This is a genomic window from Aerococcus vaginalis (assembly GCF_053762225.1).
Window position 1 is genome coordinate 91767 of the sequence record NZ_JBSMYC010000003.1, and the last position, 19210, is coordinate 110976.

Sequence of the window (19210 nt, forward strand, 5' to 3'; positions counted from 1 at the left end):
ATATCATCGATAATAAAATCGTGTGCTCTTACTACATACTCTAAACTAAAGTATTCCATTTTATTTATCTTTCAAGCGTTCAAAGACATCAATATTTTCCTCAATCTGCTGAATCAGCAGTCTATATTCACGTTCTTCGATACACAATTCTTCGTTAGTATGCGTTGTCTCTTCAGCCATTAAAACCTCCTAAATATGTGAGAATGGTTTTGTTATGCCTCGGATTGATCGATTTTTAAAGCTTCAACCACCGCAATTAAGTTCATACCGTGGCTGCCTTTAACTAAGACTTGATCGTATGGCTGGATATCGGACTGTAAATCTGCGATCAACTGATCGAGATCACTTTCATAATAGCGCAAAGCTTCTGTTGGGTATTGGCTGTCCAATAATTGTTCCGCTAGGGCGCGCATTTCGTGTCCGATGACATAGACACCCTGGAAACGATCGAAATCGATGTGATCACCGATTTCGCGGTGTAGCGACTCGCTGTATTCACCGAGTTCTAACATATCTCCAAGTACCAATAAACGACGACCGTTCGCCGCGCGTGTCGGCAATGTCGCAAAGGTATCGATAATCTGACGCATCGCCGATGGATTCGCATTATAGGTATCATTCAGAATTTCACTCTCGCGAATCCCTTCCACCCACTGCATGCGGTTCGCTGTCAATTTGAAGTTGCACAAGCTCTCCGTCACATTTTCGAGTGAAACACCTAACAAGTACGCCACTGCACAAGCTGACAAGGCGTTTTTAACGTTGTATTTACCGACTACCGGGATAGTTAATGTTTCCTCTGGTGACAAATTCACATTGAAGCGCGTCTCGAACTGATCATTATCGATGTTCATCGCATACACATCTTCATCCTCGTCGAGACCGACATGAAGCTGCTCAAACGGCTCATCGCGTTCCGGCATATATTTCGGAAGCAGTGGTTCATCACCTGGATAGATGAGCGTACCGCCCGGTTTCAACCCATCGACAATTTCGAGTTTCGCCTTCGCAATATTGTCACGCGAACCCAAGTATTCGATATGACTTTCCCCGATCATCGTAATAACGGCAATATCCGGTTCAGCGATTTTACTCAATTCACTAATTTCGTTTGGACCAGACATTCCCATCTCAAGCACCATCACTTCTGTTTCTTCTGGTGCTTGGAGGATCGTCATCGGTAGCCCGATTTCGTTGTTGTAGTTACCTTCTGTCTTGTGCACGTTAAATACACCGGACAAAGCGGCCGCTGTCATGTCTTTTGTGGTTGTTTTTCCAGCAGAGCCCGTGATGCCGACGACTTTTACGTCTAGCATTTGAATATACGCGTGTGCGAGATCCTGCAGGGCTTGCAAGGTATCGTCGACTTGAATCGCTGCAACACCAGTATTCATTTCCGAAAATTCGTGACTGAAAAGCACGGCTTTCGCACCATTCGCAATGGCACTGCCGATAAAATCATGGCCATCACGTTCGCCCATCAACGGCACGAATAAATCACCGGGTTGTACTTTTCTGGAGTCGAATTGAACACCTGTAATTTCATCGTGTGCGAGCGTTGATGTATAGTCAACGGCTTTGACGGCACGCGCAACGGTACATATTTCGAGCGGTTTCATTACTGTTTGCCCCCATCAAAACTGAGTTCGTGGTATGTTTCGTAACGTTCGAGTGCGAGGTCGATTAATTCATCCAAAATCCCTGCGTAAGTTTTGCCGGTTGCTTCCCAAAGCATTGGGAACATACTGATCGTCGTAAATCCTGGCAAAGTATTGACCTCATTGATGTAGATGGCATTACTCTTCGTCACGAAGAAGTCACAGCGAGAGAGTCCAGAACCGTCTAAAACGCGGAACGCGCGAGCAGCGTAGTCCTGCAACTTCTCAACCATCTCTTCAGGAAGATCAGCTGGAATTTGAATTTTAACGGTGTCGTCAACGTATTTGGATTCGTAATCGTAGAAGGCTTGTTCCTTCACGAGCTCACCAGGGACGGAAACTTGTACGTCGTCGTTACCCATTACAGCAAGTTCGATTTCGCGCGCATCAACACCCTGTTCGATCAATAAACGACGGTCGAACTTGAGCGCTTCTTCGATTCCTTCAGCGAGTTCTTCACGGTTGTTAACGACGGAAATACCGACACTGCTTCCCATGTTTGAAGGTTTCACGAACAATGGGTAAACGAGCTGTCCTTCGATACGTGTGATCGCCTGTTCGCGTTCAGTTTCCCACTGGTAGCGTGTCAAGGCAACGAATGGCACCTGTGGAATCTGTGCTTCACGGAATAGATATTTGGAGGTGATCTTATCCATACCTGCGGAACTTGCTAAGACGCCACACCCTACATAAGGTACGTCCAACGTCTCGAACAAGCCCTGAATCGTGCCGTCTTCACCATTTGGACCGTGCAACAATGGGAAGGCGATCGTTCCTTCAGTCAACACATCACCCGGCTTAACTAATTCACCGAAAGATACACCTTCGGATTCCTGACGATATGCCATGTGATCAGAAACTTCAAGGTAAAGGTTGGTATCTTCTTCGAGTGGCTGTTCTAAAACGTCACCGCGTAGCCATTCACCCTGCTTGGTGATATAGATCGGTTGAACGGTGTATTTTTCATAATTCAGATGTTGTTGTACAGACATTGCTGTTAAAACGGAAATTTCGTGTTCGGGGCTCTTGCCACCGTAGATCAAATTTAATTTCATGTTATCCTCCAAAATCGTCACCTTCGAACGTTGTTTCCAATTGCCATTCGCCACTCGTTGCATCATAGCTCAGATAGCCAATCTGTTCATTCTCCGCAATGGAATCCTCAAACAGATCCGCTGAGCGATCCGCCACGAGATACAACGGCATCGTTGTCACCGTTCGATAGTGTACATTCGAAAAGTCAATCACTATACCTTCACTGAGCAACGGTCTGAGCTGCTCCATCACTTCACGTCCCGGTCGTTTCACTTCCAGTTTTTTCTTCTGTCGATTGCCACCGATCAGACTGAAATAACGCGAAATACCTTCCGTCTCACGTGAGGCGACCATCTCTGCCAAACGATAAGACAACTGATTCAGAAATTCTGAAATGCGTCGATAATAGACTCTGAGCATATCATTCGGCTTCGGTAGGTAGGCATAATCATTGCGTAACTTATAAAAGAAAGGTGAATGCCAACTACGTGTCATATGTCTGAGATACAATAATTCAGCAATCTCAGCGGGCGTGAGTTGATGTAAGAGTTCGTCAGACACATAATCCACCCACTTGACCGACTGATCGGGATGTTCTAACTGGCGCCTGAAGAACGTAGACACTGCTGCCTCTCCACGAATCACAAAGAAACGTGTATATTCATCATACTCAGCTTCCGGTGCGTCACCCGACAACAATAAGATGTTCTTAATTGGTCGTTGCATCGCCCGTTGAAAATTGACTAATCCAATGCCCCGTGAATCAACTTGATTGGTTGAAAAATCAGCTAATACATATAGGTATTCCCGGGTCAATCGGTTCACCCCACTTTCCTATCTTTTTCATTCTATAATACCAGATTATTAAGAAATTTTTTCAAAAGATTTTCTAAAGAGTGTTATGATAGCATACGCAATCGATGAAGGAGGAATGATGTAGATGAAATTACATGGCTTACCTTTCCAAAAGCCTGAACATACACACCTCAGTAAACAGAATATTAAAGGACGCTATACGGTTGCTGAACTCCCGATCGCGTACCACAACCTATTAAATCAAACGCATAACGGCGGATATACTTCGCCGAGCATGGTCCTGACAAAACAACCGACCAAGGATAGCTTAAACGGACTCTATGTTCCCTATATTGCAGGACTCTACACAGAAACGCCGGATCAACCGTACCTGATCCCTAATCTACTCGATCAGCCGTCCTTTCGTTTTAACGACGCCGTATCAGAGAACGAAATTATCTTTTATGAGGATCACGATCGTGTGTTGACGTTGAACTACGCGGATGCGCCGCTCTCAAACATGCCGCGTGTGGACTACTATGAATTTTCAACGGGGCGTCATTTCGAAGTGGCGCCTACGTTCCAAGCGTTTCTCGATCAGTTTGAAGAGCGCTACTACCAGTTGCCACATCCGTCACTGGACTCGTATCATCGGGCGAACGCCGCCTTTATCCACTGTCACTCACACCAAGAATATGAGCGATTGCTTGACCGCTACGAAGGTAGTCACCTCAGCAGCGAGTGGCTCGATCTGTGGCAGCACACACATAAAAAAGCACCGACCTTATCGTAATGACGAAGCAGTCGGTGCTTTGTTTTAGTTATTATGCTTTTTCGAAACCTTCAATGACATCTTGTGGAGCTTCTTCGTATGGTGTGGTATCGACGAGTTCCGCTTGAACGATGTAGCGGAGCGAACCGTCCCAGTTACAGGTCATCAAGGTGACAATCGGATTACCGTCTGGCGATACCCGATTCATATTCACGAGATCGATACGTGTCGGCTGCACCATTTCAGCGAAATACGTTTTGTATTCGTATACTTTGTCGAGGTCGGTCAGGTAAACCTTGTCGCCAGCTTTGGTGTTATTTACCATATCTGTCAACAGGAGATGTGGCCCGACAATCGACATGTTATGAGAGGCAAGTGGATAGTTTCCTTCACCCATACGCTGTTCAGGATAGAACGTTCCGGCACCTGAGAGTAAGGCGCTCTGGCTGAGTCCGGCGATAATCGATACGGACGCTTCTTGCTCCGGCATGTAGACGGCACCGAGCACGTTTAATTGATCTTTACCGCTCTTGATACGTTCGCGCGACTCACGCACCTGTTCTGGTGTGGCGGTAACAACATCATTATGCGTATAGGACGCATTCGTAGCCTCCTCCGTATTCGCTGCAATCTGTTCTGTCGTGTAGTCTGTAATGGTCGTTTCACGTTGATTGAGCCAAACGTTGAAACCTGGGGTGAAGTTATAGATAATCATCCCAATACCGACCACCAACATCGCAATGCCGAGCCAATTATACCAACGCCATTTCTTCATAAAAAGATGTCCTCCTCTACTTACTTAAATACAGTATAGAGAAATCGATCAGATCTGCCAATAATTGTTACGCAATCTTAATCGTTTTGTTTCTTTTCGTGATCTTCCTTCTCTGTGAGGACGCCGTCTTTCATTTCTAAAACGCGGTCACAGTAGTCGACCAAACGAATATCGTGCGTAACCATGATAATGGCCTTGTTTTTGCTTTTGGCTTCTTCGGCCAAGATTTTTACCACTTCAAACGCGCGATCCGTGTCCAAGCTGGCAGTCGGTTCGTCCGCCAAGATGATGGCTGGATCGTGGTATAGTGCACGCGCAATGGCAACACGCTGACGTTCCCCACCGGAGAGATCTTCCGGGTATTTCTTCTTCAAGTGATCAATTTCTAATTCTTCAAATAAGTTGTTATCGTGTTCGTTTTTCTTATCGATTTTGTCGACCAGAACGAGCTGTTTTTCCACCGTTAAAAACGGAATCAAATTCGACGCTTGTAGAATAAAACCGAGCTCGTTGAATCGCATTTTGGTGCGTTCTTTGTTGCTCTTTTCGCTGAAATCGTGATCATTGATACGCACGGTCCCTTCAGATGGCGACTGCAAGCCACCAGCGATCGTGAGGAAGGTACTCTTTCCCGAACCGGATGGACCAATGATCGCAACGAATTCACCCGCTTCAACCTGAAGATTCGTTTCTTTCAACGCCTGAATGGTTTCGTCTCCATCTTTGAACGATTTGGTGACATTTTTGAATTCTATAGCACTCATCTTTTTCCTCCTATCCGATCGCATCGAGTGGATCGACTTTGACAACAGCGCGTACTGAGAATAAAGCACCGAGTACGGCAAACAGCACCATGATGACACTAACACCGAGCGCAAACATCATGTTCAAGTAGAACGGTACCGCCGCTGGTAACACGGCGCTCGTTCCAATCGTCAATAAGAAGCCGAGTGCAACACCTACCACGACGAGGATAAACGTCTGCGCAACAACGGACTTCGCAATGTACCATGTGGAGATCCCCTGCGCCTTCATGACACCGAAGATATCCGTCTTCTGCATAGTGAGCACGTAGATGAAGATACTAATCACGATGGCTACAATTACCACGAGGAATACGATCATGAAGGTGAACGTCATATTCTGCGCGCTGTAACCCGGAAGCGACTGGATAAAGTCTTTAATCGGCACAATATCGACGTCTTCGCCCGCTTCTGTCACTTCCCCACGCGTTACGACCGCACTGATGCGCCCATTTTCGCTATCGTCCTTACGTTCAAAGCGCACCTGCTGGAAGGTTGGAAGAGACACGTAGGCGACCGGTGCCACACTGAATTTCGCATTATCGGTAAAACCGACAATTTCTAATTCTTCATCGGTGTTAGACATCTCGAGTTTATCGCCGATTTCAAACCCGTATTCCTCGCGCATCGATTCATCGACGACCGTCTGATTATCACCATCGAACATCTCCCCTTCGATAATATTCGGCGCGATAAATTCATCCTTATTAATCCCAAAGAGGTTACCGTTGATATCTTCGCCTTCGTCGGCCTGTTCAGTGCCTTCCTTTGGTGCAAATACCGCCTGTGTCTGACCGAGTGCTGCTTTTTCATCAGCTTCGATCTCATCCTCGTCCTTCAACTGTAAGACGGATAGACGAATATTTTCGTTGATACCGTCTGAGAGTACAATATTATCCGCCTCCCATTTATCGACAGCCGTGCGGTTTTCCTGCGCTAACCCGTCTGCCAGCCCTACGAGGAAGAATACTAAATACGAAATCAAAAACATTAATCCCACAACTAAGAAGTATCTCAGCTTGGAGTGTTTGATTTCATTAAGTGCTAAAAACATAACTCTGACTCCTTACTCTAACGATCAATTGATTCACAAAAAAGCCAGCCCGTTGAAAGGCTGACTTTTGAAATAAAGTGAATAATCTAAATGGATTATTCGCTGTCTTTTTCGCTTGTAAACCCGTATTTCTTGTTGAAACGGTCAACAACACCATCGGCCTGCGTGAATTTCTGACGGCCGGTGTAGAATGGGTGTGAGTCGGAAGAAATTTCGACACGGAGTAATGGATATTCATTACCGTCTTCCCATTCGACTGTTTCATCAGAAGTCTTCGTAGAACCAGACAAGAATTTGTAGCCTGTCGTGGTGTCCATAAATACGACCCTGTGGTAATCTGGATGGATTCCTTGTTTCACTATGATTCTCTCCTTTGCGCCCTGAATATCTCTCAACCCAGAGATTATTGTTACATAACAGAGCAATCTTAACACGTTAAGACGTGGAAAACAACCTTTAAAATTGAAAAATCGGTATTAATATTCTCGTGTGGATACTTTTTATTTTCTCCCCATAGCTGACAATTTTTAAATTAAATAAATCATCAATGAAGTCACTACTTTCAATACCCCCTATTCCATTATTACCTACTTTGACCTATTTCAATCATTAAGAAATTCAAAAATTTACCTCGCTATCTATTTTTGATTTAATAAAAACATGGTATCTTAGAAGTTGGTATTTTTTTAAGAATATCAAGTATATAGGTAGAGGGGTATGACAATGAAGCGTGGTTTTGATACAGAGAAGTACCTGAAAAATCAATCCGAGCACATTTTGAAACGTGTGGAGGGTAAGGATAAACTTTATCTCGAGTTTGGTGGCAAATTGGTCGGTGACAAGCATGCGAAGCGCGTGTTGCCTGGCTTCGATGAGAATGCCAAGATGAAGTTGTTACAGACGATTAAGGATAAAGTGGAGATCATCATTTGTGTCTACGCTGGCGATATTGAAAACAACAAAGTTCGCGGCGATTACGGCACCACCTATAATGAAGAAGTTTTGCGCTTGATTGACGAATATCGTGCGTACGGTATCCCTGTCAACAGCGTATTAGTGACGCGTTACAGTGGTCAGGCGAATGCGAAGACATTCATGCGTCATCTAACCAATCGCGGCATTAAAGTTTATCATCACGAAGCGATCGACGGTTATCCAACCGATCTCGATAAGATCTTCGGTCCGGAAGGCTTCAAGAAGAATGTCTACATCGAAACCACACGCCCTGTTGTCGTTGTTTCTGCACCGGGCGCGAACAGTGGGAAGCTTTCTACCTGCTTGAGTCAGATGTATCACGATCATGAACGCGGCGTACACTCCAGTTATGCAAAATTCGAAACGTTCCCAGTATGGAACTTACCACTGAAACACCCCGTGAACATCGCGTACGAAGCGGCAACGGTCGACATAAACGACACCAACATGATCGACAGCTACCACTACGATAAGTACGGTGAGGTTGCCGTCAACTACAACCGCGATATTAACCTCTTTCCAATCATTCGTCGTATCTTAGAAAATATTTCATCCGATGAAGAAATGTATCATTCCCCAACTGACATGGGGGTAAACCGTGTCGCTGATGGGATTATCGATGATGAGGTCTGCCGTGAAGCAGCCAACCAGGAAATCATTCGTCGTTTCTTCAGCGTGGAGAACGACTTCAAGAAAGGACTTCTCTCCGAAGATGTGCGCCGTCACATGCGTATTATCTTAGAAGAAAGCGGACTGCACGAAACTGATCGCAAAGTCGTTCAACCCGCACGTGACTACGCGAAAGAGATTGCGGAACGTTTGGATACGGACTCCCCTGCCGTGATGGCCCTCGAACTCGATGATGGGCGTATCGTGACCGGTCGTACCAGCGATGTTATGGATGCCTCCGGAGCAGTGATCATGAACAGTTTGAAAGTCCTCGCAGGGATCAATGATGAAATCGATCTGTTAGCGCCGATGGTATTGAACACCATTAAATCCCTCAAACAAAACGGTCTCAAAGATCATAACCGTATCTTGACCGCGCACGAGTTATTGATTGCGCTCGCAATCAGTGCGTTCACCAACCCGACCGCGAAACTCGCATACGACCAACTCGTAAACCTCGAAAACACACAAGTCCACGCCACCTTTATCCCAGCGCAGGACAACATCAAAACCTTGAAAGACCTCGGCATAGACATTACGAACGATCCGGTCTACAGCGGTGAAACGTTGTACTACTAATTTTTTTAAATAATTACTCTAAATCAAAAGCCAGCCGACGAAAAATCAGCTGGCTTTTTTTGTATCTCAGTTTAGGCAATTAATCCCCAGACACCACCGACAATCAGTAACCATAGCGGCATGGCGAGAACGGTGAGCGGTGTGGTGACAATGGCTGCTTTGGAGGCGAGTTCGGCTGAGCGATTGTAACTCATCGCATAAACGATCGGCACGTTTCCGGGCGGTGTCGCCATCAGTAACGTCACTGTCTGCGCTGCCACGCGGTTAAACGCTAATACTCCTGTCTGTTGTACTGCCATCATGACGAGCAATGTGATCAGCGGTGCACCGACTAATTTCATGAACGTAAAGTAATAAATCTCACGGTTCGAAGTGGTTTTGGATTGCGTACTTGTTGCAATCTGGATACCAATCATGAGCCAGGCGAGTGGCGAGGAAAGCCCTGCAAGTAGTTCGAGCGGATGATAGAGCCACGGTAACGTCTGATCGATCCGAAAGATACTAACAGATGCTCCATCCACAATTGTTTGTGGCATCGCCCCCTGCGCGACCCACAGAATGACGCCGACAATGGTTAGGATGGTCGTCAAATTTCCAAAGATTTTGCGGACATTGTCACTGCTGATCGCAAGTCCACTCATTTTGACATAGGAATACGAATATAGCAGCACGCGAAAGGCGATGTTGTAGAGGTTCACGATAATGACGGCTTCCGTCCCGAAGAGTGAGCGAACGATCGGTAGACCGAATAAGGTCATCGATCCGAAAACGGTGAGTTGCGAAAACATGACTTTCGTATCTTCTGTCTCGTGGCGATACAACAGCGGCATCACCACCAACAACAGTGGAAAGACGAGGAACCCGAGCACCAGCACACTGAAACTATGCTGAATCCATTCTCGATTGATGTCGGTCATGAATGCCGTAAACGCCAGCGCCGGTACCGCCAGATTCAACAGCACTTTGCTGAGTTCCTGACTCGTTTTCGTGGTGAACAGTCCCCCCTTCGCCCCTAGAAAACCGATACCGATCATAATCAGTGTCGTCGCGAGCGCATTGAGCACCCCACTCGCTAAACCCATCTGCAGTAATCCATCCACATGATCCCCTCCATACCGTCATTGCTACTCTCCATCTTAGCTATCCCAAGTGTTAGGCGCAACGTTTATTCGGATTTTTGAGAAGTTTCGTCAGTCACGTTATAATGGGCGTGAATGCTAAGAATTATAGGAGGAAACATACATGGCAGAAGTAGAAAGTTTTACCCTGAATCATGATGATGTGAAGGCACCGTACGTTCGCGTTGCCGGCAAAGAAGAAGGTCCAAAAGGCGATAAAATCACTAAATTCGATATTCGCCTCTGCCAGCCGAACGAAGAGGTATTGCCGACTGAAGCCGTACACACGATTGAGCACATGTCCGCTGCCTACATCCGTGATTACCTCGACAACGTGATCGACATTTCACCAATGGGTTGCCGTACCGGATTCTACGCGATCGTTTGGGGCGATGATCTGGATACGGAGCAGATGGCAGTTGTCTACTCCAAAGTCCTCAACGACATCCTCAACAGCTCATGGGATGACGTGCAAGGTACTGAACGTCAAACATGCGGAAATTACCGCGATCACTCCCTCGACGCTGCACAAGAATGGGCGAAAAAAGTCTTAGACCAAGGATTCAGCTCCGATCCATTCGAACGCAAAGTCGTCACCGTTGATTTCGATCGTTAGTTAGACTAATCCCAGCTACAAGTAAAAAATAAATACTTTCCATTCAAAAAATCCTCTGGCACCCGCAATGTCTCGCATGGTGTGCTAGAGGATTTTCGTGTGTATAGCGCTATTTTAAGGCTTAGCGACGTTTCTTGAAGGCAAAAGTAGAGCCAACACTGATCAACGCTAAGCTCAAACCTAAACCTACTGTGGCACCCGCAGTTTGTGGTAATTCAGTCGTTGTCACTGCTTTAGCTTTCGGTTCATTTGAGGTCATCGTTGAGGCTTTAACCTGTGCGAAGGCAACTGCGTGTCCACCAGGCAAGCGCTGGCTATCCAAACGTGCTGTCGTACCTTGTGATGTCCCCGCTGGCAACACTGCACCAGTATTGCCTTGGTTTACTGTATCATCCTGTACCGAATCAGTAGATAGTTGTCCTCTGTGTCCCGCTACATCTTTATCGGTATCGAGAGGATCAGTGTCCGTATCAAGATCATCGGTTGCTGCATTAACATCGCCATCTGGTGTCGCCGCTTCATCATCTTCATCGTCAGGCGCTTCCACATCTTCTTCCGGTGCTGGTGTCTCTGACTCATCATTTTCAGTGTCGGAATCATCAGATGCATTCTCATCTGTGTCTGTATCATCCGATTCGTCATCCTGGGTGTCATCATTCTCATTCTCGTCTGTCGGCGGTGTGACTACACTATCGCCACCTTCTGTTTCATCCTCATGTGAATTATCTTCAGCATACGTGTTGTGGTACGGTGTCGTGATTTCGATAGTTCGCAAATCGAGGTTGAAGTCGTTCTCGTTATTGCCGGAGTGTTCGAAGAGGATCCCGTACTTACCTTCACTGATCGGGGCAATACTGTTATAAGCGTATTTACCGCCTTGGATCTTTTGGTGCATGACCCAATTAAATGTACCATCAGCATTCACTTCAGCCAGGTGAACCGTTCCGTTCGTCCGACCCGGACCACTCGCATTGGCGATGATGAGGTATTCTTTGCCGTCAATCATCGTCTGCAGGGCATCGAGCTGGACGTAGACTTCTGGGATGTCATCGAGCGTTTCGATCGTATCCTCCCAAGTTTCTCCGCCATCTTTGCTGGTGGCCATGGCGACATGTCCGGTGCGATTACGCATAAACATTTTGAGATCGCCGTTATTTAATTGCACAACGGTCGCTTCGGAGTTTTCAGATGCTTTGTTGTCCATCGTCTCAGCCAAAAGCACCGTGCCGTTTGCTAAGATACGGCCATCGTTCGCTGCTTCACCGCGATGCCACGTTTCACCGTGATCATCTGAATAAATCACTAACGATGATTGCGAACCATTGAGATGATCTTTCGCGGTACGGTTGGTTGTATACATCGGTACAATTAAGCGTCCTTTGTGTGCACCGGTGTGAAGAACGGTGCTCGCACCTGGACCGACCCCAAAGAATTTCATCCAGTCTTCACGGATCTGTGGCGTAATATCGCGCGGCCCAGACCATGTCTTCCCGTCATCATCACTGTAGGAAAGCCAGATATAGTTGATCGGTGCAATCTGAAATGGGCTCTTCGTATTCGTACGGAAATAAACGTTCCCGATCTTTTCATCGTTTTGGTAGAGATCCCCGAGTGTGTGCGCCGGCGCTTCGGCTTCAGTGATCACGCGATAATCCGTCATTTCACCAGCCGGCGTGTAAACAACACCTTTTTCTCTGACAGTATACGGTACTTTTTCACCTATTTTATAGAGGTTGAGGTAGAATTCCCCGTCAACTTCCGTATAGGCCGCCGTACTCGGATCGATATCCCAGATTCCCTGGATCTCTGGCATCATGTCGTAGAGGGCAAAAATACGCTTTGTTTCCGGATCTTGAATCAATGCAGAGTCGATATTATAGGCACTGTCTGTGATACCCTTGTGTGCGGAATCTGGATTAGTCGGTAAGTCAATAATAGCCTGCGGATCCTCCCACGTTTTGCCACCGTCTTCACTGCGGCGTGCGACAATATTGATGTCACCCCAATCGGCCGAGTGATTCACACGTTGGTCACCACTCGCAATTAACGTGCCATCGACTGTCTGAATCATCGCTGGAATGCGGTAACCGAAGACACCTTCGCTGTTTTTCTGTTGGCTCTTGCCCGCCTCGAACACGCGTGTGCCGAGACTGACATTCATCGCATACGTTGCTTCGTCATCAGCAGGTGCAGTGGGCACATCCGCATCTGTTTCAGCTGCTGGTACCGGTTGAACAGATGCTTCATCCGCTGCAGTCCCTGGCACAGCCGTGCTATCTACAGTATCACTTGCGTCTTCACTCGCCACAACTGTCGCTGGTGTCGTCGTTTCTGTCAGTTCAGCGGCTTGAACATGACTGAGCGCTTCACTCAATGCGAACGTGCTCAGTGCTGTTGCTGAAAGCATCCCAAAAGTTGTCAATTTACGCCGATTTGTCATCATAACCGCTCCTTACTATTTTTGTAACGGTTATATTTTATCAAAAATAATAAGCGTTTCCATAACAAAATACAAAAAAGGCACAAACACTGTGCCTCTTCGCTATGTATTAAAAGAATTTCTTGCCGAAAATCTTGCTCATTTCGTCGCGCGCGTTGTCCGCTTCCTCCTGCGTAGCTTGACGCATGGCAGCTTTTTGCTGTTCCGTCAACGTGTCATCGGATCCAAGCACTTCAGAATCATCGGTGCTTTCGGGCGCCGGATATTTCTTCGCATTCTTTTCGAGTTTTTTCTCGATAATGTCTTCGATATCCATGTCGAGGTTGTCCGCCAACATAAAGGCATAGATCAAGACATCGGCGATTTCCTCTTCCAGATGTTCGCGATCCTGATTCCCCTCTTCGGGTGTTTTCCACTGATAAATCTCTAGTAATTCAGCGGCTTCCAATGATAGGGAAAGGGCTAAATCTTTTTCGTTGTGATTTGGTCGCCAGTTGCGCGCGTCACGGAATCGATTGATATCCGCCATAACTGATTCTAAACTCATTCGTCTGCCTCCGTCTGAATGTCTTCGAACTTCACATCAATGATATTTGGCACATCATTTGGATTGAGTGCCACTGCTTTACCGACTTCGCCCGCGCTGAAGGCGATCTCATCGTGGGCAAGCATCGATTGATCCATCACGGTCGGGAGTTCCTTCTTCATCCCAATTGGGGAACAACCACCGTGCACATAGCCGGTTAATGGTTCGAGATCGCGCTGTTTCAACATGTGGACGTTCTTTTCGCCAACGATGGCGGCCGCTTTTTTCAGATCTAATGAACGCTGGCTCGACACCACAAAGACATAGTTATCACCGGATTTTCCGACGGTGACGAGCGTCTTGTACTGTGGCATCGGGCTATCCGGCGTATCGAGTTCCTTCCACAGATAAGGGGTGTAATTAATATCGTGCTGTTCTAACAGTCGCATGACATTGGTTTTTTTGTCTTTTTTGCTCACGAAATTCATTCCTTTCTCTGAGTTGGTGTTACGCCTATCTTAGTCTGATTTACGCGCGTTGTCCAAAAATGCGGTCACGTTCTGAATGAGCTGTTCGTTCGTCTTCACACGGCGCAATTCACGGAGAATGGTTTCCGTGTTCTCTACTGGGTCATCCGTCATCGCCTTGCGCATTTCCCAAACAACGTTCTGTTCTTGATCGCTCTGAAGCAAGTCATCGCGGCGTGTGCCCGAACGTTTGACATCGACCGCTGGGAAGGTGCGACGTTCGGAGAGTTCACGGTTCAGGATCAATTCCATGTTACCGGTACCTTTGAATTCTTCGTAAATCACATCATCCATGCGAGAGCCCGTTTCGATCAATGCGGTGGCGAGTACGGTCAAGCTGCCGCCATTCTCGATGTTACGTGCGGAACCAAAGAGACGTTTCGGTCCATAGAAGCAGGCGGGATCCAACCCACCGGAGAGCGTACGGCCAGACGGTGGCACGACCAAATTGTAGGCACGTGTGAGACGTGTGATGGAGTCCATCAAGAGAATCACATCTTCGCCATCTTCCACGAGGCGACGCGCACGATCCATCACTAATTCGGAAATCTTCACGTGATGTTCCGGTTTCTTATCGAATGTCGACGAAATGACTTCAGCATCGACGCTTCTGGAAATGTCGGTCACTTCTTCCGGACGTTCATCGATTAAGAGAATGATCAACTTCGCTTTTGGATAGTTAGCGGCGATACCGTTTGCGATCGCTTTGATCAACATGGTTTTACCCGCTTTTGGTGGTGCAGCGATCAAGCCACGCTGACCGAATCCAATCGGCGCGATCAAATCGATCAAACGTGTCGATAAGTTACCGTCCGCGTTTTCAAGTTGAATCTTGGTGTCCGGGTAAACCGGTGTCAACTGCGAGAAGTTTGAACGGTTATTCGTCTGTTCCGGCTCGTGACCGTTGACAGAGTAAACCTGCATCAAACCACGATTACGCTCATTATTGCGTGGTGGACGCGCCGTCCCCGTCACTAAATCCCCGCTTCGGAGGTTAAAACGGCGGATCTGCGAACTCGAGATATAAATATCATCACCACTCGGCTGGTAGCCGTTTGTGCGCAAGAAACTGAAGTCCGGACCCGTAATATCTAAAATGCCCGTGACTTTGTCATAGCTTGGATCCATATTCGGATCGTTCTGATCAGTGTCTTCCTCGCGCTTGTGATAGTGTTTCTGCGGTTGTTCGTAATGTTGCTGGTCATCATCGTCGTTCTGCTGGTGACGGTCGTCATCTGATATCGCATTGTAGACGCGTTCCTGTGCATTGTATAATGCGACAACAAGATCTTTCTTCGCTAATTTACTGTAGTAGGGAATTTTGTATTTCTTCGCAAAAACAATCAATTCCACCATACGCAAATTCTTGAATTGATCGAGGGTGAGACGCTCATCTAAATCGATATCGAATTGGTTTCTGTTTGTCATTCATTCACACTTTCTAGTCGTCAACGAGCTGAATATCAGCACCGAGTTGTTGGAATTTACCTTGAATATCGTCGTAACCACGCAAAATATGGCTAACTTCGTCGATGATAGTTTCGCCATCTGCGATCAGACCAGCTACCACTAAAGCGGCACCGGCGCGCAAGTCGGAGGCGGAGACGCGTGCCCCGTGAAGCGTTGCTGGGCCTTCGATCTCAATCGCATCGTTGTCGGTCGCGATGTTACCGTTCATCTTGCGTAACTCATCGACGTGTCCGATACGTTTCGGGTAGACGGTGTCGCGAATCACCGCGCGTCCTTCTGAAATGAGGAGGAGTGGCGTGAGTGGTTGCTGGAGATCCGTCGCAAAACCTGGGTACGGCATCGTTTTGATGTTAACGTTCTTGAGCGCTTTGGTACGCGGATGTACGTCGATTTTGTCTGGATAAACATCCATCTCCACGCCCATCTCACCCATCTTGGCAAGTAAGCCGTCGATATGTTCTGGAATGACGTTGTTGATGGTCACACCGTCACCGATCGCAGCAGCTGCTGTCAGATATGTTCCTGCTTCAATACGATCCGGAATGATCTGATGAGTCACGCCGTGCAACTGTTTCACACCGTTGATGCGGATGGTTGAAGTACCGACCCCGTGAATATCCGCACCCATCTTATTGAGTAAGGTTGCTGCATCGATAATTTCTGGTTCACGTGCAGCATTGTCGATGATCGTTTCACCTTCTGCACAAACGGCCGCCAACATCACGTTGATTGTCGCACCGATACTGACCAAGTCCATGTAGATTTCAGCCCCGTGCAAGCCGTTCGGAGTGGTGAGAGAGATCCCTTCGCTCGTATCCTGAACGGTAGCACCTAACGCCTCGAAACCTTTGATGTGGAGGTCGATCGGACGCGGACCGATGGAACAACCGCCTGGCAAACCGACGATCCCCTCACCGTATTTGCCAAGCAAAGCACCCATAAAGTAGTAGGATGCGCGCAAACTCTGGATCTTTCCTTCATGCATCGGCAAATTACGCATGTCAGTCGGATCGATGGTTAACGTATTATTTTTGAAGCTACACGCTACACCGAAATCTTCCAAAATACCAATTAAGGCATGAACATCCGAAATATCCGGCACACCTTCCAAAACGGTTGGCGAATCAGCCATAATTGCTGCTGGAATAAGGGCTACCGTACTATTTTTCGCACCACTGACAGTGACTTCACCGCGAAGTGGTTTGCCACCGTGAATAATATATTTTTGCATGATCTTAAAACATCACTCTTTCTCAAATTCATTACATAATATACGCTGGTTCTGGAAATAATCTGTCATTATGAGTTATGTAAGCATGTGGTTTAGCAGTTTTCTCACCCTATGGATAAAATAATATTGTGAGTAACCGGAAAATAATTAACATACTCTACTATCTCGTAACTATATCACATTGTTTCATAAAAGTATATACAAAAAATGAGCCATACCACGAGGGTATCGCTCATTATTTTTTCATATTATATTATGCAATTTTGTGTTGCTTATTTCCCATCTGAGAGTGAACCTAAGAGCCAGCTCTTGAAGGCTTCACTGTCGATGGTGGTTGGTACTGTGACGTTAGCTTCACGGCCTGTCATCCCTTTGAGGTCGACAACCGTTTCACCGTAAGTGTATTTACCGTCTAGATCAACGACGACGTTGCATTCTGTGGTTTCGAACCATTCTGGATGGCAAAGGTATGCCAATGCAGTTGGGTCGTACATTTCCCACTGTTCGTCCGCAGTGTTCCCACGGTAAACCTTAAGCATGTTGTACATTGCTTCGGTACCGATACTGTTGTCTTTGACTTCGCGAACGTCATCGATGTACAAGGTAGCCTGTTCACCGATTTCCAAGCCAACCATGCTGACTGGCAAGCCACTGTCGAAGACGATCTGAGCAGCTTCTGGGTCACTACCGATGTTGAACTCAGTCATCACATCGATGTTACCGCGTGTGAAGGCACCACCCATCACGATGATTTCTTCGATGTGTTCTTTGACTTCTGGGAAGGTCTTCAACAACAAAGCAACGTTGGTGTAAGGACCTACTGCTAAGATCGTGATCTTTTCATCACTTTCTAGTAATACGCGGCGCATAGCAAGTACAGCCGGTTCGTCGAGTAATAATTCATTCTTCGCTTCTGGGAAGTCGTAACCGTCCATTCCGCTGTCACCATGCACGTCAGCTGCGTCGATGATGTTACGGATCAATGGTTCAGTAGCCCCTTTTGCGACTGGAATGTTTGTTTCATAGAGTGCTTGAAGACGCAAAATGTTGTTGGTCGTCTTCTCGATCCCAACGTTACCGCCGACACTCGTGAAGAGGCGGATGTCTAAGTCAGGGTTCTGCAATGCGACGGAAATCGCAATCGCATCATCAATTCCTGGGTCTGTATCAAAAATAATGGGTCGTTTAGCCATGAGATAGCCTCCTATTTTTGTAACGCGTTGTTAATCGTTGCTAAGAAGTGTTTGTCGTAAGCTTCTGGGTCAACGTGAAGTGCGACACGAACGTTTTCTTCTTCGCCTTTCGCAAGTGCTGGCAAGTTTTGAACGATGCGGCCGTACTGTTCGTCATCTGTTAAAGCGCGGAGACGGAAGGTGTCACCTTTCACCCAGTTAGGATCCAAAGCGACAGAAACCGCTAATGGGTCGTGGAGTGCACAGCCGGCTAATTCGTCGTAAGCACCATCGTAGGCTTTGAAGTAGTACGTCACGAATTTGAAGAATGCCTGTTCTGCTTCTGTACCGTGTTCCCAAGGTGCGATGTCGTTTTCAGTCAATAATGTCTGCAATGTGACATCCAAACCGACCATGGTCACTGGCAAACCGCTGTCGAAGACGATGTTGTCAGCTTCAGCATCTTTGTTGAAGTTGGCTTCTGCCACGATGCTGACATTACCTGGAACGGTCAACGCTCCACCCATGGAGACGATCCCGTGCAACTGTTTCATTGCTTCTGGATCTTTTTGGATGGCTAATGCGGCGTTGGTCAATGGACCGGTTGTAACGAATGTTAAGTCATCGCCGTATTTCTTCGCTGATTCGATAATGAAGTCGATCGCGTCGTCGTCAGAGATGTTGTTACCGGGTTCGAGGTCGATGTTACCCAAACCGTTGCGACCGTGGAAAATACCACTGGCTTCTTCCTGTACGTAATCTTCAGTGTCCGTCAATTTGTGTGTGGCACCTTTGAATACAGGAATGTCTTCGCGACCGATTAATTTCAAGATAGCGCTGGCGTTCTTTACACCTTGTTCGGTTTCAACGTTACCGAAAACGGAAGTGACACCGATCACTTCAGCATCTGGATGACCCACTGCGTAGGCAAGGGCCATAGCGTCATCAATACCTGTATCTAAATCCAAAATTAATTTCATCAGAAACCCTCCAAT

General features: G+C 47.0%; 17 protein-coding genes and 1 pseudogene. 3 read left to right on the forward strand and 15 right to left on the reverse strand.

The annotated features are described in order from the left end of the window. Positions 1-212 precede the first annotated feature (212 nt). From ACWOEX_RS04405 to ACWOEX_RS04415, 3 genes are read right to left on the reverse strand one after another with little or no spacing between them, the layout of a single operon-like run. The gene (locus ACWOEX_RS04405) at positions 213-1619 is read right to left on the reverse strand and encodes a UDP-N-acetylmuramoyl-tripeptide--D-alanyl-D-alanine ligase (protein WP_455298279.1); all 1407 of its coding nucleotides are present in this window, start codon (positions 1617-1619) and stop codon (positions 213-215) included. Continuing rightward, positions 1619-2713, reverse strand: coding sequence for a D-alanine--D-alanine ligase (locus tag ACWOEX_RS04410; protein WP_455298280.1), 1095 nt, complete (start codon positions 2711-2713; stop codon positions 1619-1621). The genes ACWOEX_RS04405 and ACWOEX_RS04410 overlap by 1 nt, the downstream gene beginning before the upstream one ends. Position 2714: 1 nt before the next feature. After that, entirely contained in the window at positions 2715-3509 is a 795-nt protein-coding gene (locus ACWOEX_RS04415) for a hypothetical protein (protein ID WP_455298281.1), read from the reverse strand. Between the two features lie 124 nt (positions 3510-3633). Between ACWOEX_RS04415 and ACWOEX_RS04420 the strand changes: the two genes are divergently transcribed. Further along, positions 3634-4281 carry an SMI1/KNR4 family protein gene (locus tag ACWOEX_RS04420; protein WP_455298282.1) on the forward strand — a complete coding sequence of 216 codons (648 nt, stop codon included), beginning with the start codon at positions 3634-3636 and terminating at the stop codon, positions 4279-4281. A gap of 31 nt (positions 4282-4312) precedes the next feature. On the opposite strand, the gene ACWOEX_RS04425 is transcribed toward ACWOEX_RS04420, so the two are convergent. The 4 genes from ACWOEX_RS04425 to ACWOEX_RS04440 all read right to left on the reverse strand — a co-directional run bounded on the left by ACWOEX_RS04425 (position 4313) and on the right by ACWOEX_RS04440 (position 7251). Further along, positions 4313-5035, reverse strand: a complete 723-nt coding sequence (locus tag ACWOEX_RS04425) for a class A sortase (protein ID WP_455298283.1) — start codon at positions 5033-5035, stop codon at positions 4313-4315. A 77-nt stretch (positions 5036-5112) separates the two neighbouring features. Continuing rightward, positions 5113-5799, reverse strand: coding sequence for an ABC transporter ATP-binding protein (locus tag ACWOEX_RS04430; RefSeq protein WP_455298284.1), 687 nt, complete (start codon positions 5797-5799; stop codon positions 5113-5115). A gap of 10 nt (positions 5800-5809) precedes the next feature. Beyond that, positions 5810-6892, reverse strand: a complete 1083-nt coding sequence (locus ACWOEX_RS04435) for an ABC transporter permease (protein WP_455298285.1) — start codon at positions 6890-6892, stop codon at positions 5810-5812. Between the two features lie 95 nt (positions 6893-6987). After that, positions 6988-7251 (reverse strand): type B 50S ribosomal protein L31, encoded by a 264-nt coding sequence (locus ACWOEX_RS04440; RefSeq protein ID WP_455298286.1) that lies wholly within the window; start codon positions 7249-7251, stop codon positions 6988-6990. A 358-nt stretch (positions 7252-7609) separates the two neighbouring features. Between ACWOEX_RS04440 and ACWOEX_RS04445 the strand changes: the two genes are divergently transcribed. Further along, on the forward strand, positions 7610-9115 hold the full coding sequence (locus ACWOEX_RS04445) for a DUF1846 domain-containing protein (RefSeq protein ID WP_455298287.1): 1506 nt from the start codon (positions 7610-7612) through the stop codon (positions 9113-9115). 71 nt (positions 9116-9186) lie between these two features. Here ACWOEX_RS04445 and ACWOEX_RS04450 read toward each other — a convergent pair whose 3' ends face one another. Next, positions 9187-10215, reverse strand: coding sequence for an AEC family transporter (locus tag ACWOEX_RS04450; RefSeq protein WP_455298289.1), 1029 nt, complete (start codon positions 10213-10215; stop codon positions 9187-9189). Between the two features lie 142 nt (positions 10216-10357). Here ACWOEX_RS04450 and ACWOEX_RS04455 point away from each other — a divergent pair, with 142 nt between their 5' ends. Next, positions 10358-10849, forward strand: coding sequence for an S-ribosylhomocysteine lyase (locus tag ACWOEX_RS04455; protein ID WP_455298290.1), 492 nt, complete (start codon positions 10358-10360; stop codon positions 10847-10849). A gap of 121 nt (positions 10850-10970) precedes the next feature. On the opposite strand, the gene ACWOEX_RS04460 is transcribed toward ACWOEX_RS04455, so the two are convergent. The 7 genes and pseudogenes from ACWOEX_RS04460 to ACWOEX_RS04490 all read right to left on the reverse strand — a co-directional run bounded on the left by ACWOEX_RS04460 (position 10971) and on the right by ACWOEX_RS04490 (position 19195). Then, positions 10971-13289, reverse strand: coding sequence for an exo-alpha-sialidase (locus tag ACWOEX_RS04460; RefSeq protein WP_455298292.1), 2319 nt, complete (start codon positions 13287-13289; stop codon positions 10971-10973). Positions 13290-13539: 250 nt separating this feature from the next. Next, positions 13540-13818: pseudogene (locus ACWOEX_RS04465) on the reverse strand (nucleotide pyrophosphohydrolase); the annotation flags it as partial. 14 nt (positions 13819-13832) lie between these two features. Beyond that, positions 13833-14294 (reverse strand): aminoacyl-tRNA deacylase, encoded by a 462-nt coding sequence (locus ACWOEX_RS04470; protein ID WP_455298294.1) that lies wholly within the window; start codon positions 14292-14294, stop codon positions 13833-13835. A 39-nt stretch (positions 14295-14333) separates the two neighbouring features. Then, positions 14334-15770, reverse strand: coding sequence for a transcription termination factor Rho (rho, locus tag ACWOEX_RS04475; protein WP_455298295.1), 1437 nt, complete (start codon positions 15768-15770; stop codon positions 14334-14336). A gap of 13 nt (positions 15771-15783) precedes the next feature. Beyond that, complete coding sequence (locus tag ACWOEX_RS04480; RefSeq protein ID WP_455298297.1) at positions 15784-17043, reverse strand: UDP-N-acetylglucosamine 1-carboxyvinyltransferase; 1260 nt, start codon at positions 17041-17043, stop codon at positions 15784-15786. A gap of 272 nt (positions 17044-17315) precedes the next feature. After that, positions 17316-18236, reverse strand: a complete 921-nt coding sequence (gene rihC / locus ACWOEX_RS04485; RefSeq protein ID WP_455298298.1) for a ribonucleoside hydrolase RihC — start codon at positions 18234-18236, stop codon at positions 17316-17318. An 11-nt stretch (positions 18237-18247) separates the two neighbouring features. Continuing rightward, positions 18248-19195: a nucleoside hydrolase gene (locus ACWOEX_RS04490; RefSeq protein ID WP_455298299.1), complete on the reverse strand. Its 948-nt coding sequence runs from the start codon at positions 19193-19195 to the stop codon at positions 18248-18250. Positions 19196-19210 lie beyond the last annotated feature (15 nt).

Coding starts and splice junctions, on each gene's coding strand:
- rihC (WP_455298298.1), bottom strand. CDS start 18,236: ATGGCTAAACGACCCATTATTTTTGATACAGACCCAGGAATTGATGAT.
- ACWOEX_RS04490 (WP_455298299.1), bottom strand. CDS start 19,195: ATGAAATTAATTTTGGATTTAGATACAGGTATTGATGACGCTATGGCC.
- ACWOEX_RS04480 (WP_455298297.1), bottom strand. CDS start 17,043: ATGCAAAAATATATTATTCACGGTGGCAAACCACTTCGCGGTGAAGTC.
- ACWOEX_RS04455 (WP_455298290.1), top strand. CDS start 10,358: ATGGCAGAAGTAGAAAGTTTTACCCTGAATCATGATGATGTGAAGGCA.
- ACWOEX_RS04430 (WP_455298284.1), bottom strand. CDS start 5,799: ATGAGTGCTATAGAATTCAAAAATGTCACCAAATCGTTCAAAGATGGA.
- rho (WP_455298295.1), bottom strand. CDS start 15,770: ATGACAAACAGAAACCAATTCGATATCGATTTAGATGAGCGTCTCACC.
- ACWOEX_RS04410 (WP_455298280.1), bottom strand. CDS start 2,713: ATGAAATTAAATTTGATCTACGGTGGCAAGAGCCCCGAACACGAAATT.
- ACWOEX_RS04435 (WP_455298285.1), bottom strand. CDS start 6,892: ATGTTTTTAGCACTTAATGAAATCAAACACTCCAAGCTGAGATACTTC.
- ACWOEX_RS04405 (WP_455298279.1), bottom strand. CDS start 1,619: ATGAAACCGCTCGAAATATGTACCGTTGCGCGTGCCGTCAAAGCCGTT.
- ACWOEX_RS04460 (WP_455298292.1), bottom strand. CDS start 13,289: ATGACAAATCGGCGTAAATTGACAACTTTTGGGATGCTTTCAGCAACA.
- ACWOEX_RS04420 (WP_455298282.1), top strand. CDS start 3,634: ATGAAATTACATGGCTTACCTTTCCAAAAGCCTGAACATACACACCTC.
- ACWOEX_RS04445 (WP_455298287.1), top strand. CDS start 7,610: ATGACAATGAAGCGTGGTTTTGATACAGAGAAGTACCTGAAAAATCAA.
- ACWOEX_RS04425 (WP_455298283.1), bottom strand. CDS start 5,035: ATGAAGAAATGGCGTTGGTATAATTGGCTCGGCATTGCGATGTTGGTG.